The following is a 15,483-nucleotide window of genomic DNA, read 5'->3' as shown; positions in this document are numbered from 1 at the left end:
GTCACGGGGTCCGACAATCCGGTCATATGCGCAGGTTGATCCATGAGATCACGTCGCGCAGCACCTGGTCCTGCTCGGGTTCGTTGAATACCTCGTGATAAAGCCCGGGATACTCCTTGAGCTCGACGTCGGCCGAACCCACGCACTCGGCCAGGCGGCGGCTGCCGGCGATCGGGATCAGCCGGTCGTCGGTGCCATGCACCACCAGCAGCGGAGCCGTCATCGCCGGCGCCCGCTGCGGCATCGTCTCGCCAACCTGCAGCAACGCCCGGCCGATCCCGAACGGCACCCGGCCGTGGTACACCAGCGGGTCGCTCTGGTAGGCCGCCACCACCGCGGGGTCGCGGGAGATGCCGCTGACGTCGAGTTCCTGCACCGGCAGCCCGGGCACCAGGGCGCCCAGCGCCTTGGCCACGAACGCGACCACCGGGTTCACCACGTCCTGGGCCGCCACCGCGGGCCCCGACAGCACCATCAAATCGTAGTTGTCCGGCCGTTCCACGCCGTAGGCGAACACGATCCCGCCGCCCATGCTGTGCCCGAGGACAATGCGTTTCAGGCCGGGATGCTCGCGGGTGGCGATGCCGACCAGGGTGTCGAAGTCGGCGGTGAATTCGGTGATGTCGCGCACCACCACCCGCTTGCCGCCCGAGCGGCCGTGGCCCCGGTGATCCAGCGCGTAGGTGACCAGCCCGGCCTCACCGAACCGCTGGGCCACATGGTCGTAGCGGCGGGCGTGCTCGCCGAGGCCGTGCGCCAGCACCACCACCGCACGCGGCGCGACGTCCGGTGTCCACACGTCGTAGACGATGCGCGCGCCACCGAGACCGTCGAATGTTCTCTCCGTGCGGGTGGTAGTCATCGAGTGCAGCTTACGGGCTCGCCGGTAACGCCACTCGGCGTGTGTCGGCGGCTCTGCGTAACCTCAGACGAGTGAGTGTCGTCACTGAAAACATGCGGAACGAGCGGCTCGGCAAGCCGGGCGGCGACTTCGCCACCCACGCCGAGCCGTACCGGCGCGAACTGCTCGCGCACTGCTACCGGATGACCGGTTCGCTGCACGACGCCGAGGACCTGGTGCAGGAGACGCTGCTGCGGGCCTGGAAGTCCTACGACCGGTTCGAGGGCAAGTCCTCGGTGCGCACCTGGCTGCACCGGATCGCCACCAACACCTGTCTGACCGCGCTGGAAGGTCGGCAACGCCGGCCGCTGCCGACGGGACTGGGCACCGACAGCGCGGACCCGACGGCCGAGCTGGTCGAGCGCGCCGAGGTGCCCTGGCTGGAGCCCCTGCCCGGCAAATCGGACGACCCATCCGACCCCTCGGACATCGTCGGCTCCCGGGAGTCGGTGCGGTTGGCGTTCGTCGCCGCGTTACAGCACCTCTCGCCGCGGCAGCGCGCGGTGTTGCTGCTGCGCGACGTGCTGCAGTGGAAGGCGGCCGAGGTCGCCGAGGCGATCGGCACCACCACCGCCGCGGTGAACAGCCTGCTGCAACGCGCCCGCTCCCAGCTGGAAACGGTCGGGCCCAGCAGCGACGACCGGTTGTCCGCACCCGACTCGGCCGAGGCGCAGGACATGCTGGCCCGCTACATCGCCGCGTTCGAGGCCTACGACATCGACCGGCTGGTGGAGCTGTTCACCGCCGAGGCGATCTGGGAGATGCCGCCCTACACCGGCTGGTATCGCGGGGCGCGGGACATCATCACCCTGATCCACCAGCAGTGCCCCGCCGAGCTGCCCGGCGACATGCGGATGATCCCGCTGGTCGCCAACGGCCAACCGGCCGCTGCCATGTACATGCGGATGGGCGACCGGCACGTGCCGTTCCAGCTGCACGTGCTCGACGTCCGGCCCGCCGGGGTATCGCACGTGGTGGCGTTTCTCGACGGTTCGCTGTTCGCCAAATTCGGACTACCGGAGTCGTTGTGACGACTTCACCCACCGCGGTACCGGTGCCGGGAAAACCACTGCTTCTGTTGGGCGCCTTCGACATCGGCGACGTCGGCTATGTCGCGAACGAGTTCTTCATGTCGGCAACGGCCTCGTCCTACCGCCCCCAGGGCGACCTGGGACCCGACGGGCGTTGGCATGTAAACCCATCGGCGACAGGCGAATACACTACCCGGGTGGTGGTGCTGACCCCCACCGACCAGACGAGGTTCAACGGCACCGCACTGGTCGAATGGCTCAATGTCAGCGGCGGCATCGACGCCCCGGCGGTATGGATGATGGCGCACCGGGAGGTGCTGCGCGCCGGCTACGCCTACGTCATGGTTTCGGTGCAGAAGGTCGGTGTCGACGGTGGCATGAGCCTGCTCGGCATCGACATGTCCTTGAAGAGTCAGAATCCGAATCGGTATGGCGAGCTGAGTCATCCCGGCGACGCGTTTGCCTACGACATCTTCTCCCAGGCCGGCCAGCTTGTCCGAGACGGCGGCATCCTGGGCGGGCTGAGCGCCGAACATGTTGTGGCCCTGGGTGAATCCCAGTCGGCTATGTTCCTCACCAGCTACATCAACGCCGTCGACCCGCTGGCGCAGGTCTTCGACGGTTTCCTGGTGCATTCCCGGTTCGGGCCGGCCGCCCCGCTGGACGGCGGCTCCATCTTCGAGGTGCTGGAATCCGGCACCGCGCAAGCCGTCAAGTTCAGCCCGGACCTGCGGGTCCCGCTGCTCACGATCATCACCGAGACCGACCTGTTCGGAGCCCAGCTGCTGGGCTACCACGCTGCCCGGCAACCCGACCACGATCTGCTGCGGGTCTGGGAGATCGCCGGCGCCGCACACGCCGACAACTACACCATCCAGGTCGCACCGATCGACTCCGGTTTCGCTCCGATCGAGGACCTGGCCGCCGCCTACGCGCCTACCAGCAACCTGATGGGCCAGCAACTCGACCACCACATCAACTTCGGACCGCAGCACCACTACGTGGTGCAGGCCGCCCTCGCCGCACTGCACAGCTGGGTCCGTGATGGCACGGCACCGCCCACCGGCCCCCCGCTGGAATTGCGCGAAACCGCCAGTCCGGAACCGGTTTTGGATGTCAACGGCATCGCCGTGGGCGGGGTGCGGACCCCCTGGGTCGATGTCCCGGTCGCCCGGACCACCGGCGCAGCCGAGACGGGCGAGACAGGCGAGACAGGCGAGAACATCATGGCCGCCATCTTCGGCTCCGGCGAATACTTCGACGAGGCCACCCTGAGCCGGCTCTACCCCGGCGGCGTCGACGAGTACCTCGGCAGTTTCACCGCCGCACTCGACTCCGCGATCGATGCCGGCTTCATCCTCACCGCCGACCGCGACGAGATCCTGCAGCTCGCCGCCGCGACCTACCCGCGCGGCTAGAACAGCCTGCTGTCCGGCGACGGCCCGGACACCGAACGCACCAGACCCGCGCCGGTGACCAACGGCAGGTCCAGCGCCGACAGCAGACCGGGCCGCGCCGCGCACACCGCGGGAATCGCATTCACCATCCGTGACGCACCGGCCATCCGAGCGCCCAGATCGTGGTCGTGGTCGTCGGCCATCTCGAACTCGCACCGCATACTCGGTGAACCCTCGATCTCGACGCGGTACAGACCGCGCCCGGATGCCGCGCCGTAGCCGAGGTCCTTCGGCTCGATGCTGATGTGGGGCTGCGGCCAGTCCGGTGCGATGTCGTCGCGCATCCGCGTCACGTGGTCGAGTACGAAAGTGGGCTTCTGTCCAACGAATCCGGTCAGCGTCGAGCGCATCGCCGCGATGGTGCCGCCGGCGATGTGGCCGGTAGGCGTGTCGAAGGACTCGGGCGCGGGCACCCGTTCGACGTTCTCCTCCACGCGGTCGATCTTGACGTCGAGCCCGGCCGCCAGCTGGTGAAGCACCGGTCCCCAGCCGAAGGTGAAGATCCCCGGGGTAGCGGCGAACGGCGTGACCTCTGGCGGCTTGCCGAATCCGAGGATCTCATACACCGCCTCGCGGTCCGGATAGGTTGCGTAATTGAACATCTCGGTCACCCGAACCGATTCGATGACCCGCGATACTCCCGAAAGGACCAGCGGCAGCACATCATTGGCGAATCCCGAGTCGATCCCTGTGGTGAGAAACGACACCCCACCGTCCAGCGCCGCCTGCCGCAACGGTTCGGTGAGCGCGTCGAGATCCGGCGCGTCCGGATATACCAACGGCACCACCGAACACGACACCACGTTCTTGCCCGCCCGCAGAATCGACACCATGTCCTGCACAGCTTCCAGCGGCCGCAGGTTGGCCGCCGCCGCATACACCACCACGTCGGCGTCGCCGGCCAGCAGCCCAGCGGGGTCCTGGGTGGCCACCACCCCGACCGGCCCGATCCCGCAGAGCTCGCCCGCGTCGCGGCCGGCCTTGGCGTCGCTGTGCACCACCAGGTCGACCAGTTGCAGTTGCGGATGGTCGATGACTCCGCGCAGTGCGATCACACCCATCGACCCCGGGCCCCACACCCCCACCTTCAGCATCATTATCTCCTAATATTAGGACAGCTATATCTATATTTTGGTCGGATGGTAGGGAGTGATCCGTGAGGGCGTCAACCGCCAAGTCGCCGCCGACGAGCCGCGTCATGACAGTGCTCACCGCGCTGGCCGACGCCCCGGACGGGCGGTCGTCGGCCGAGCTGGCCAAGCTCTGCGGCATCAGCACCTCCACCTGCGCGCTGATCCTGACCGAGCTGGAACGGCGCACCTGGGTGGCCCGCCGCGACGACCGCCGCTACGTTCTGGGCAGCGGCCTGTTCGGCCTGGTGCACGGCCTGCGACGCACCTTCCCGCTGCTGGACCGCGGCCGCGAGGCGCTGCGCTACCTGCACGACACCCTCGGTGCGGGCTGCTCCATGTCCAAGATCGGCGCCCGGCATCTGACCACGGTCGACGCCTACGGTCACGGCACGGACGGCGAGCACGCGGTGGGGCAGCGGTTCCCCATCGACCCGCCGTTCGGGCTGGTCGCGGTGGCCTGGCGCGACGAGGAGTTCGTGAACGCCTGGCTACGCCGAATCACCCCGCGCCCGGCTGGCACCGACGTGGCCCAGCACCGCCGGGTGCTCGCCGACATCCGGGCCCGCGGCTACGGCGCGTGGCGATTCGACGACACCCACCAGCCGCTGCACGATCGGCTGGCCACCGTGCTGGCCTCCCTGGAGCCCACCGCCGCGGTCACCCGTCAGCTCACCACGCTGATGACCATGGTGACCCTGCGGTCGGTGACCGATTCCCTCGAAACAGAGCTTCCTACAACGGAATTCGTCGTGCTTCCGATTTTCGGGCGCGACGGCCAGCCCGAGTACCAGATCGAGATCCACCTGGGCGGCGCGCCCGAATTGTCGCTGCCCGAACTCGAGGATGCATTGCGGCACGCCCAGGGCCTGCTCGCCGCACTACTGTAGAGACCATGCCCGTGGATATCCGGCGAGCGGCCGACCGGGCCGTCACCACGACGGATTGGCTGCAATCGCGGCATTCCTTCTCGTTCGGCGACCACTACGATCCGGACAACACCCACTTCGGCCTGCTGCTGGTGAACAACGACGACATCGTCGCCCCCGGCACGGGGTTCGGCACACATCAGCACCGCGACATGGAGATCCTGACCTGGGTACTGGAAGGCGAACTGACACATCAGGATTCGACCGGCACCCGGGGCGTCATCTATCCCGGTCTGGCGCAACGCATGTCGGCCGGCAGCGGAATCCTGCACTCGGAGACGAATGAGTCCGTCACGCAGCCAGTGCATTTCGTGCAGATGTGGGTCGTTCCCGACGAGGCGCCGGTCACACCGAGCTACCAGCAGGACGAAATCGACAATCAGCTGGGCAACGTCGGCTTGGTCACTGTCGCCTCCGGCATTCCCGGCCACGACGCAGCCCTCCGATTGCACAACCGCGCGGCGGCGCTGCACGTGGCGCGGCTGAGCGAAGGCGACACCGTCACTCTGCCCGATGCTCCCTACCTGCACGTATTCGTCGCACGCGGGCGCGTGAGCCTCGAAGACGGTGGCGAGCTGAGCGAAGGAGACGCGGCCCGGCTCACCGAATCCGGCGCGCGGCGCCTGACCGCCCGCCAGGCCGCCGAAGTACTGGTGTGGGAGATGCACGCGAAGCTGGGTGGCTGACCGACATTAGAGTGAGCTCGACAGACAGGAGCCTCATGTCTTCCACTCAGCCCCGCCACGCCGCCCCCAAACCCGACCGGAATACGAAGTCACTTCGGACGGTGCGGTTCTGGTTGGCACCCATCGTCATCACGGCGGCGTTCCTGGCCGCACTGTCCGCGCTCTACCTGGGCGGTATCCTCAACCCGACCACCAACCTGCGGCATTTCCCGATCGCGGTGGTCAACCAGGACGCCGGCCCCTACGGCAAGATGATCGCCGACGGCCTGGTCTCCGCCCTGGACAAAGACAAGTTCGACGTTCGTGTACTGCCGCAGGCCGAGGCCAAACAACAGCTGGACCGGGCCCAGGTGTACGGGGAGATGGTGATTCCGCCCGGATTCTCGCTCAAGGTGCGCGACCTCGGCGAGAGCGCGTTGACGGCCAACCGCGCGGAGCGGCCGACGATCACCGTGCTGACCAACCCGCGGGCGGGCACGTTGGGTGCGAGCATCGCCGGACAAACCCTGACCCGCGCCGCTGCGACCGCGAATAGCAGGATGGGCGAACGGCTTTCGGCCGATGTGATCGCTCAAAGCCGGTGGCGCGCCGATGGCCGGCGCGGCGGTGCTCGCCTTGAACAGTCCGATCGAGATCAAATCCGACATCTACAATCCGCTACCCAATGGCACCGGAAATGGGTTGTCGGCCTTCTACTATGCCCTGCTGCTGTTGCTGGCCGGCTTCACCGGCAGCGTCGTGGTCAGCACCCTGGTCGACTCGATGCTTGGTTACGTACCAGCAGAATTCGGCCCGGTGTACCGGTTCGCCGAGCAGGTGCGCATCTCGCGGTTCCGCACGCTGCTGATCAAGTGGGGGGATGATGGTGGTGCTGGCGTTGCTGACGTCGGGCATCTACCTGCTCATCGCGGACAAACTCGGCATGCCCGTCACGCTGGGAGGGCAGCTGTGGCTCTACGGCGTGTTCGCCATCACCGCGGTGGGTGTCACGTCGAGCTCGCTGATCGCGGTGTTCGGGTCGATGGGACTTCTGGTCAGCATGCTGATCTTCGTGATCCTCGGCCTCCCGTCGGCGGGTGCGACGGTGCCGCTCGAGGCGGTCCCGCCGCTGTTCCGCTGGCTGGCCGAGTTCGAGCCGATGCACCAGGTGTTCCTGGGCGTGCGCGCGCTGCTCTACCTCGACGGCCACGGCGATGCCGGCCTGTCCCAGGCGCTGTCGATGACGGCGATCGGCTTGGTGATCGGGCTGTTGTTCGGCGGCATCGTCACCCACCTGTACGACCGCAAGGGATTCCACCGGATTCCGGGTGCGATCGCACATGCGATCGCGGCCGAACACCAGGCTGCCCATCAGGCCCGGGAGAAGTCGCGCGACAAGGCCAAAGACACCGAACCCGCACCCCAAGCCGAGCCCGCACCCCAAGCCGAGGCCGAAACCCAAACCGAGGCCGAAACCCAGACCGAGGTCGAGGCCGGGACCGTCACCGCTCCCGAAAGCCCAAGCGAGCAAACGTAATTCCGGCGCGGCCGAACCGTCACGCAGCTGTGACTTAAGTTGACAGTGTGACGGATGTGACTGATTCTGGGTTGGTCGCTTCCCCCCGGGCCGAAAGGGCTTTCCGTGCTGACGCCAGTTGCCGTCGTGCGCAGACTGACGGCGAGTTGCGCCGCCGTGGCGCTCTGCGTCGCGCTGGCCAGCACCACCGGGCAGCCCGTCGCCCGCGCCGCCGACGCCCGCGAACTCCTCGAGCAGGCCATCGCCAACACCAAAGGCACCTACCTGGTCTACAACTTCGGCGGTGGTCACCCGATGCCCGCCGTCGACGGAGCCGGCGGCGCGTACGAGCTGAACAACGGCGGCCACCTGATGATCATCAAGCAGGCCTCCAGCCGGCTGCAGCCACATCTGCTGGTGGACACCCACCAGGGCGACCAGGCCCGCTGCGAGAACAATGCGGGCGCCCGCACCGGCGAGGGACTGTGGCAGGCCAGCGAGGTGTACGCGCCGCTGCAGGCATGGGCCCGGATGGGTCAGCCGACGATCGCGATCAATGCCAACTTCTTCGATGTCCGCGGTCAGAAGGGCGGCTCCTGGCGCGAAACCGGGTGCAGCTCACCGCTGGGCGCCTTCGTGGACAACACCCACGGGCAGGGCCGGGCCAACCAGGCCGTCACCGGCACCGTCGCCTACCCCGGCAAGCAGGGATTGTCCGGCGGCAACGAATCCTGGACGTCGCTGACCACAATGATCCTGCCGGTCGGTGGCGCGCCATACGTGTTGCGCCCCAAGGGAAGAGAAGACTACGACCTCGCCACCCCGGTGATCGCGGACCTGCTCAACAAGAACGCCAAGTTCGTCGCGGTGGCCGGCATCGGTCTGTTGTCACCGGGCAACCTCGGCCAGCTGCACGACGGCGGCCCCAGCGCGGCCCGCACGGCGCTGGCCTACAACAAGCAGAAGGACGAGATGTACATCTTCGAGGGTGGTAGCTACACCCCCGACAACATCCAGGACCTGTTCCGCGGCCTGGGCAGTGACACTGCGATTCTGCTCGACGGGGGCGGCTCCTCGGCGATCGTGCTGCGCCGCGACACCGGCGGCATGTGGGCCGGCGCGGGATCACCCAAGGGCTCCTGCGACACCCGGCAGGTGCTGTGCGACTCCCACGAGCGCGCCCTGCCCAGTTGGCTGGCGTTCAACTGATCGTGGCGAGCGGCCCCAAATGTACGGTCGCAGGCCCGATTTAGCGCGCATATGAGGACGCTCGCGGAAGGGGCTAGCGCACCGGCGCCCGCCCTTGACCGCCACCTCTGCTGATTCGCGTGTGCCAAGAATCAGGCACCGATCACGCCCGCCCGAACCGGAAGATCAACAGGCTGACGCCCACGATCACCGCGGCCAGCCCGAGCACCGGCGCCACCGCGAACCGCGTGATCGTCGCCCCCACCACAGCACCACCGCACATCGTGAACACCACGCTGTAGCGCAGCTTTTCGCGGCTACCGATCCCGCCGGCCAGCCGGCTGTGTCCACCGAGGCCCACGATCGTCGACGTCAGCACCGTCGTGGTGAGCTCCTGGATGCCGAACTGACGAGCGGTGGAATGCTGCAGACCGAAGGCGATCGCCAGCCCACCGATCAGGTACAGCTTGGTGTTGTCGTGATAGCCGAACACGCCGGTACCGGCCAGCACGGACAGCGCCGCGAGCAGCACCGACTCGGCGCCCAGCGCCGCCGTGAGCCAGGGTCGGGTCCGGTCGCCGAAATGACGCATCAGCCGGCCCCCCACGATGGTGCCGGCGACGAAGGTGACGAACGCGATCAGTGCCGCGGTCAGGTCCACATTCGAATTCGGGGCGAACCAGAAGCCCAGGAAGATCACGTTGCCGGTCATGTTCGCCACGAACACATGGCCCAGCACCAACACGCTAACGGCGTCGGCCAATCCGGTGACGAACGTCAGCAACAGCAGTGCCGTGACGGTCAGCCGCTCGGATACCGGGGACGCAGCCACCATCGCCGGAGCCCTGTCGCCGCTGCAGCTGGGGCGTCACGTCCAGCGAGGTGACGGTGTTCATGCTCGTCACCAACCATTTGTCGTGCTCGCGCTTCATCTGCAGCCGCAGCGACTTGTACTGCATTGTCGGGATGTTCTTCTTCAACGGCGTCGTGGTGGTGGTGTTGGCGTAGACGATCACCACCGCGTTCGGCAACTGCAGCGATTCGACGGCGATGCCCGACACCACCGTGGAGGTGGTGATCTTGGTCTGCTTGGTGGGCGCCACGATGGGCTCGACGAAAGCCCGGTATCGGGCGCCGAAATCGCCGCCGAGGTAACGGCCGGCACGGTCGGACAGCTTGTCGACGTCCTCGGGTGTGTAGCTGAACAACGCGGTGACCGCGTCCTTGGCGGCGCGGGCCACGTTCTCCTTGATCTCGACGGTGGCCGTCGCGGACAGGTACGGCTGCACCATGGCCCCGGCGAACGCGGCCGAGCCCACGAACAGGGTTGCGACCAGACCGACGACCACCGCGGCTGCCCGCCGGCCGAACTTCTTCTTGGGCGTCTTGGGCTTCTTGGGTTTGTCTTTCTTCAGGCTGGCCTTCTTGACGCCGGTCTTGGCAGCCCTGCCGGAGCGGCCGCGCCGCTTGCTCTTCTTCGCAGTGTCGGTGGCCGGCGCCGCGACCGGTTGCTCGGCGTCACCGGAGTCCGGGTCCGAATCCGGCTCCTCCGCAACAACTTCGGTGTCGGATACCGCTGCCGTCCCGCCGTCGACATCGCCCGGGGTCGCCTCGTCCCCGGTCTGGTCGGTCAGATCACCTGCCACAGGTTGCTGATCTTCCACTGATTTCCTTCCTGCGTCGCCGTTGCCGACCAGCGGTCGACGTTCTCGAAGACCTGCTTGCCGTCAGGCGATTTGGAGGTGACGGAGGTGGCCACCAGGACGGTGACGCTGCCGTCGTCGTTCCACCGTTCCACACCGGCCTCTAGAACGGTCCCGGTGGAGCGCTCCGAACGAGCGACCTGCAGCAGGATTTCGTTGGCCTTGGCCTCATACTCCTTGTGGAAATCTCCGGTCGCCTGGCCCAGTACCCGGTCGATGTAATCGTTGGCGTGAAACGGATCCAGGGATGTGAAGCCGGTCATGAACCATTTCACGTAATTGACCGCTGCCGTCTCCCGCTCCGCGGTGTGGTCGCGGTCTTGATGGTCGACGAGCAGCAGGGTGGACACCACGATCGCCGCGACCATCAGCAGACCCGTGAAGGCGGCGACGACAGGCAGTTCCCAGCGCCGACGGGGCACCTGTTGCGGCGTCAGCAGCGCCGGCTCGCCGGGCGCGTACTTGCGGCGCGGACTCACTTGGCACCTGGCTGCAGCTTGGAGGTCACCGGGGTCAGTTCGTCGACACGCCAATGGTTTTGGTGGTCTTTGACGAATTTCACCCGGACGGTGGCGGTGATGTACCGCACGTCGGGCCCGGTGCCGCGGCGGCCCTGCATGAACAGCAGCATCGTTGCCCGGTCGGTCGTGGCCGACAGAATCGAATTGGCGGTGACCCAGTATTCGTTGACGACAGGGTTGCGCTTCTGGACCTTCTGTTGCTCTTCGGCCAACTGCGGACGGTACTTGTCGGTGGTCAACGCCAGTGCGCGGGCGAAGTCGTCGTGCAGTGTGGCGGGGTCGTAGGTCAGCATCTGCGCGACGATCGTCGGTCCCTGACTCGATATCTCGGCGCGGGTGCGGTCGACGGCCTGCGCCGGCGAGTAGCTCATCTGGTAGGCCACGCCCGCCGCGTCCAGGCAGATGGAAGCCGCGACCAGCAGGGCAACGGCCGTCCATTGCCGCACCTTCTCGGGCTGCTCGTGCGGCACCACGCGCAGCACCTCGGTGCCGGTCACCATGTCGGCGAACGTACGGCGTCCCGAATCCCAAAGCGGCCAAAGCCAACCCACCAACACCGCTGCGGTGTCCAGCAGGTGCGCCAACTCGCGCAGCAACAGCCGCCACGGGCTGAGTTCCCCGCCGTCGCGCCGTACCACGGCGACGCCGAACAGGGCGCGGCCCAGGCTCCACCCGGTAATCGACGGCAGCAGCAACCGGTTGACCAACACCGCCAGCACCACCACGCCCAGCACCGACATGCATACCCACCACCACGCGCTCCATACCGGGAGCGTGAAAGAGGCCAGCGCCAGAGCTGTCACCGCAGCAACCCCGGGCAGCACGTCGACAACCAATGCGGCGGCACGCAAACGCCATGGCGCCAAGGCCTTCTCGGGCAAATCCTGGGCGATCTGTGGGGTCATGTCCGTGGTCTCGCTGGCTTCGACCACCACCGTCACTGCTTCACCTGTTCGAGCTTGGAGATCTTGTAGGTGCCCTCGGTCGGCGTCATCGTCGCGCGCAGCCGATACCCGGACTCCTGATTCTGCGTCTGATCATTGGACACCGTAACCCGCAGCGCGACAAGCACTTTCACGGATCCGTCGCTGTTGTTGCCCTCGACGGCGGCGCGCAGCTGCGATACCTGCAGGTGCACGTTGGCGGCCTGGTACGCCTGCACCAGCATGCTGCTGTAGAGCAGGGCCTGGGTGCGGTACTGGTCGGTGCCGCAGTCGATGATCTTCTGCTGGCTGGCCGCCATGGTGTTGATGTCGGGTGCCTGCGTGGCGGCCACGCAGTCGATGGCTGCCTTCAGCGCGACGGCGTTGTTGCGCTCCAGATCCTGCATCTCGCGGTGCATGTGCAGCGCGTAGTAACCGCCGAACGCGACACCGCCGGTGACTATGAGCAGGACGGCAGCGATACCGATCAGCCACGCCTTGCCCACCCGCGACGGCCCCCGCTCGGCGACGGCCGCAGCCTCGGCTGCGCCTTCGGAATCTCCCGATTCCTCAGCCGCCTCGGAGCCGGTCTGGTCGGCTCCGCCTTCGGAATCTTCCGATTCCTCAGTCGTCTCGGAGCCGGTCTGGTCGGCTCCGCCTTCGGAATCTTTCGATTCCTCAGTCGTCTCGGAGCCGGTCTGGTCGGCTCCGCCTTCGGAATCTTTCGATTCCTCAGTCGTCGCCTGGGCGTCAGTCGGCGCGGCTCGGACCTCGGATTCCTGCGTATCCTCGGTCTGTGCCTGGGTGCCCAGCGAATCGTCCGCGTCGATGGGGTTCAGCTGGCTCCCGCCAGCATCTCCTGCCATCCGTCGTCTCCTAGTTTGGTCGAGTTCTCGACGGAGTACCTGACCCCGTCGGGCCCCACCAGTTCACCGCTTTGCGGACTGTAGACCGCCGAGGGAGGCCCGCCCGGGTTGTAGACACAGGGATTGGGCTGCTGTCCGTTGCACTGTACTGAACCAGTACCGGGCCGCGTCAGCGGGTCGCTTTTCGGTGGGGGGGTCAATCCACCCGGCGGCAACCTGTCGGCGGGCAGCGGGTTGAGCCCGTTGTTGACGGAGGGCGCCGGAACCACCAGACCCGGCTTGACCGGCTGGTCGCAGCGCGCCCCGGGTGCCGGGCAGGACAGCAGCTGGTTGGGGTCGCCGTACCAGGGGTTGGTGCCGGCCGGCTCGTAGGGCTTGGTGCTGCGGCACTCGCGCGGCGTGGCGGCCCGCTTACCGGGCACGTCCACACACGGGATGTTGCGCGACCCGCGCACGCTGTTGGCCGGCGTGTCCATCGGGATCTTGCAGTACGTCCCCACCGGCAGCGGCTGATTGCTGATGTCGGCGAATGAGCGCCACTGCTCGGCCGGAATGAAGCCGGTCAGGCACGGCGGCGGCTGGTTGATTGCCAGCGCCAGGTCCAGGGCCGCCTGGTTCGGGAAGGGGGCGGCCACCGTCTGCGCGATCGAGGCGCCCTGCGGCAGGAACACCAGCACCTGCTCGAGGCCATTGTGGTAGCGCTTGAGCAGGTCGATGACCACCTCGAGGTTCGCCAGCGTCTGCGGCAACGAGTCGTGCACGTCGGTGAACACCTGGTTGACCTGGTCGGCCGTGGGCGCGGCCTGGGTCAGCACGCTGCGCAGGTGCTGGTCCTCCTGCGCGGACTGCGCAGCCAGCACGTTCAGGTTGTGCGACCAGCGCGCGATGGCGCTACCCGAGGTGACCTGACTGTCCAGCACCGGCCCGGAGTTCTGGATGATGTCGTTGACGTCGTTGATCTGCGTGTGGAAGTCGCCGACGATCGCCTGGGTGGCGTCCACCAGCCGCTGCAGCGCCGGACCCAGTCCGCCGACCGCTTGCGCCGTCTCGTCGAGCAACTGCGGAATCTTCTCCCTGGGCAACACCGCGAGTCCGCGGTTGGCGGTGTCCAGTGCCGGCCCGATCTCGCTGGGCACAGTGCCCTTGGTGATGGTCTGACCCGACGAGAAGAACTTGCCGGGGTTGCCCGTCGAGACCAGGTCGAGGTACTGCTCACCGACCGCCGACACCGAGTGCACGTTGGCGGTGGCGTCGACCGGGATCTTGTAGCGGCTGTCGATGCTCAGCTTGGCCCGCGCGCCCCACTCCGTCGGTTCGACCTCGGTGACCTTGCCGATCGTGATGCCGCGATAGGTCACGTTCGCCGTCGGGTAAAGGCCGCCCGATGCTGGCAGGTTGGCGGTCAGCTCGTAGCGCCCGATCCCGACCAGGGTCGGGATCTGCAGGTAGTAGATGCCCAGCACGGAAAGCGCTACCACCGTCAGGGCCAGGAACATCATCAGCTGGCGCTTGATGAAAGGGGTCAGCATTGGCCTCGCTCCGCCCTTTCCACCAGCGGCCCGCCCGGCGCGTCAAGCGGGTTCGACGTGTAGCGGACATCGGGGATCATCGACTCCGGGTCACGCCCGAACGACTGCTCGATGGCACGCAGGGCGCCGGAGAAGCCGGTACCGGTCAGCACCGCGTTGTCGACCGAGCTCAGGGTCACGTCCAGGGTCGCGTTGATGTTGAAGTAGTCACCGCGGAACACCGCCGGAACCGAGTCGACGTCGAACGGCTGCGTCAGGATCAGCTTCAGCGCGCCGATCAGGTACGGCGACCCACGGCCCAGTTCCCGCAGCGGGCACTGCAGCAGCTGCAGGTTGGTGTGCAGGGGGCCCTTGGCCTCGGACAGGTACTGGTCGGTGACCTGGCTCAGCCGCCCGACCGAGTCGACCGCGTTGATCAGCAGGTTCTTGGTGTCGGCGAAGTGCTTGAGCAGCGGCGGGAAGTCGGTCAGCACGCGGTCCAGCACGTCGCTGCGGTTGCCCACGTAACTGAGCAGGCGGTTGGTGGAGTCGATGGCATGGGTGATGTCGTTGCGCTGCTCGTTGAGCTGCCGGGTGAACGTGTCGAGTTTGCCCAGGAAGCCCCTGATCTGGTCGCCCCGGCCGTGGAAGATGGCGTAGATCTCGTTCTGCAGCACTTCCAGGTTGGGGATGCCGCCGCCGCGCAAGATCAGCGACACCACGGCCAGGGTCTGCTCGATGTTCGGATAGACGGACGAGTTCTGCAGCTTGATCGTGTCGCCGTTGCGCAGCAGATCGCTCGACGGGTGCTCCGGAGCCAGCAACTCCACGTGCTGCGAACCGAGCAAGCTGGTCTGGCCGATCTTGAGCAGCGCGTTCTTGGGGAGCTTGACGTCCTTCTTCAGGCCGAGCGTCAGGGTGGCGATCCAGTTCTTCAACTCGATCTTGCGGATCGAACCCACTTCGACGTCGGCGACCATCACCTTGCTGTTGCCGTTGATCGCCAGCGTGTCCGGCACCTGCGCATAGACGGTGTAGGCGCCTTCGCCGCTGCCCGGTGCGCCGGGGATCGGCACTTGGGAGATCCCTTTCCAGCCACAGGAGCTCAGCACCAGCGCGGCGCACAACAGCACCATGCCACGCCA

Annotated in this window: 13 protein-coding genes and 2 pseudogenes; 6 read left to right on the top strand and 9 right to left on the bottom strand. The window is 67.1% G+C overall.

The genetic code is table 11. From position 1 onward, the window contains the following. Positions 1-22: 22 nt before the first annotated feature. Entirely contained in the window at positions 23-862 is an 840-nt protein-coding gene (locus L6444_RS02150) for an alpha/beta hydrolase (RefSeq protein ID WP_236980101.1), read from the bottom strand. On the opposite strand from L6444_RS02150, the pseudogene L6444_RS02145 reads away from it, so the two are divergent. After that, positions 810-1,932 (top strand): annotated as a pseudogene (locus tag L6444_RS02145) (sigma-70 family RNA polymerase sigma factor). The gene L6444_RS02150 and the pseudogene L6444_RS02145 overlap by 53 nt on opposite strands. Next, complete coding sequence (locus L6444_RS02140) at positions 1,929-3,350, top strand: alpha/beta hydrolase domain-containing protein (RefSeq protein WP_236980099.1); 1,422 nt, start codon at positions 1,929-1,931, stop codon at positions 3,348-3,350. Before L6444_RS02145 ends, L6444_RS02140 begins: the two are co-directional and overlap by 4 nt. Here the strand turns inward: L6444_RS02140 and L6444_RS02135 are convergent. Next, complete coding sequence (locus tag L6444_RS02135; protein WP_236980097.1) at positions 3,347-4,483, bottom strand: NAD(P)H-dependent amine dehydrogenase family protein; 1,137 nt, start codon at positions 4,481-4,483, stop codon at positions 3,347-3,349. The two genes, L6444_RS02140 and L6444_RS02135, sit on opposite strands and share 4 nt — an antisense overlap. A 104-nt stretch (positions 4,484-4,587) precedes the next feature. Here L6444_RS02135 and L6444_RS02130 point away from each other — a divergent pair, with 104 nt between their 5' ends. The 4 genes and pseudogenes from L6444_RS02130 (at position 4,588) to L6444_RS02115 (ending at position 8,838) form a co-directional block, all read left to right on the top strand. Continuing rightward, a complete protein-coding gene (locus L6444_RS02130) occupies positions 4,588-5,409 on the top strand; it encodes a MarR family transcriptional regulator (RefSeq protein ID WP_236980095.1) in 822 nt (273 codons plus the stop codon). 5 nt (positions 5,410-5,414) lie between these two features. Then, the gene (locus L6444_RS02125; RefSeq protein ID WP_236980093.1) at positions 5,415-6,134 is read left to right on the top strand and encodes a pirin family protein; all 720 of its coding nucleotides are present in this window, start codon (positions 5,415-5,417) and stop codon (positions 6,132-6,134) included. A gap of 35 nt (positions 6,135-6,169) precedes the next feature. After that, positions 6,170-7,650 (top strand): annotated as a pseudogene (locus L6444_RS02120) (DUF3533 domain-containing protein). 66 nt (positions 7,651-7,716) lie between these two features. After that, entirely contained in the window at positions 7,717-8,838 is a 1,122-nt protein-coding gene (locus tag L6444_RS02115) for a phosphodiester glycosidase family protein (RefSeq protein WP_236984598.1), read from the top strand. Between the two features lie 142 nt (positions 8,839-8,980). On the opposite strand, the gene L6444_RS02110 is transcribed toward L6444_RS02115, so the two are convergent. Genes L6444_RS02110 through L6444_RS02080 form a run of 7 tightly spaced genes read right to left on the bottom strand, consistent with a single transcriptional unit; the run spans position 8,981 to position 15,474 of the window. Then, positions 8,981-9,652: a YoaK family protein gene (locus L6444_RS02110; protein ID WP_236980091.1), complete on the bottom strand. Its 672-nt coding sequence runs from the start codon at positions 9,650-9,652 to the stop codon at positions 8,981-8,983. Continuing rightward, the gene (locus L6444_RS02105) at positions 9,564-10,481 is read right to left on the bottom strand and encodes a mammalian cell entry protein (protein WP_236980089.1); all 918 of its coding nucleotides are present in this window, start codon (positions 10,479-10,481) and stop codon (positions 9,564-9,566) included. The genes L6444_RS02110 and L6444_RS02105 overlap by 89 nt, the downstream gene beginning before the upstream one ends. Then, positions 10,448-10,999 carry a mammalian cell entry protein gene (locus L6444_RS02100; protein ID WP_236980087.1) on the bottom strand — a complete coding sequence of 184 codons (552 nt, stop codon included), beginning with the start codon at positions 10,997-10,999 and terminating at the stop codon, positions 10,448-10,450. The genes L6444_RS02105 and L6444_RS02100 overlap by 34 nt, the downstream gene beginning before the upstream one ends. Further along, positions 10,996-11,982 (bottom strand): RDD family protein, encoded by a 987-nt coding sequence (locus tag L6444_RS02095; protein WP_236980085.1) that lies wholly within the window; start codon positions 11,980-11,982, stop codon positions 10,996-10,998. The genes L6444_RS02100 and L6444_RS02095 overlap by 4 nt, the downstream gene beginning before the upstream one ends. Next, positions 11,979-12,830 (bottom strand): Mce protein, encoded by an 852-nt coding sequence (locus tag L6444_RS02090; RefSeq protein WP_236980084.1) that lies wholly within the window; start codon positions 12,828-12,830, stop codon positions 11,979-11,981. The genes L6444_RS02095 and L6444_RS02090 overlap by 4 nt, the downstream gene beginning before the upstream one ends. Beyond that, a complete protein-coding gene (locus L6444_RS02085) occupies positions 12,800-14,359 on the bottom strand; it encodes an MCE family protein (RefSeq protein WP_236980082.1) in 1,560 nt (519 codons plus the stop codon). The genes L6444_RS02090 and L6444_RS02085 overlap by 31 nt, the downstream gene beginning before the upstream one ends. Next, entirely contained in the window at positions 14,353-15,474 is a 1,122-nt protein-coding gene (locus tag L6444_RS02080; RefSeq protein ID WP_236984596.1) for a virulence factor Mce family protein, read from the bottom strand. Before L6444_RS02080 ends, L6444_RS02085 begins: the two co-directional genes overlap by 7 nt. Positions 15,475-15,483 lie beyond the last annotated feature (9 nt).

Source organism: Mycobacterium kiyosense (assembly GCA_021654635.1).
GTDB lineage: Bacteria > Actinomycetota > Actinomycetes > Mycobacteriales > Mycobacteriaceae > Mycobacterium > Mycobacterium kiyosense.
This window is presented reverse-complemented; position numbering and strand designations above follow the sequence as displayed.

Coding starts and splice junctions, on each gene's coding strand:
- L6444_RS02130 (WP_236980095.1), top strand. CDS start 4,588: ATGACAGTGCTCACCGCGCTGGCCGACGCCCCGGACGGGCGGTCGTCG.
- L6444_RS02135 (WP_236980097.1), bottom strand. CDS start 4,483: ATGCTGAAGGTGGGGGTGTGGGGCCCGGGGTCGATGGGTGTGATCGCA.
- L6444_RS02125 (WP_236980093.1), top strand. CDS start 5,415: ATGCCCGTGGATATCCGGCGAGCGGCCGACCGGGCCGTCACCACGACG.
- L6444_RS02085 (WP_236980082.1), bottom strand. CDS start 14,359: ATGCTGACCCCTTTCATCAAGCGCCAGCTGATGATGTTCCTGGCCCTG.
- L6444_RS02110 (WP_236980091.1), bottom strand. CDS start 9,652: ATGGTGGCTGCGTCCCCGGTATCCGAGCGGCTGACCGTCACGGCACTG.
- L6444_RS02080 (WP_236984596.1), bottom strand. CDS start 15,474: ATGGTGCTGTTGTGCGCCGCGCTGGTGCTGAGCTCCTGTGGCTGGAAA.
- L6444_RS02150 (WP_236980101.1), bottom strand. CDS start 862: ATGACTACCACCCGCACGGAGAGAACATTCGACGGTCTCGGTGGCGCG.
- L6444_RS02090 (WP_236980084.1), bottom strand. CDS start 12,830: ATGGCAGGAGATGCTGGCGGGAGCCAGCTGAACCCCATCGACGCGGAC.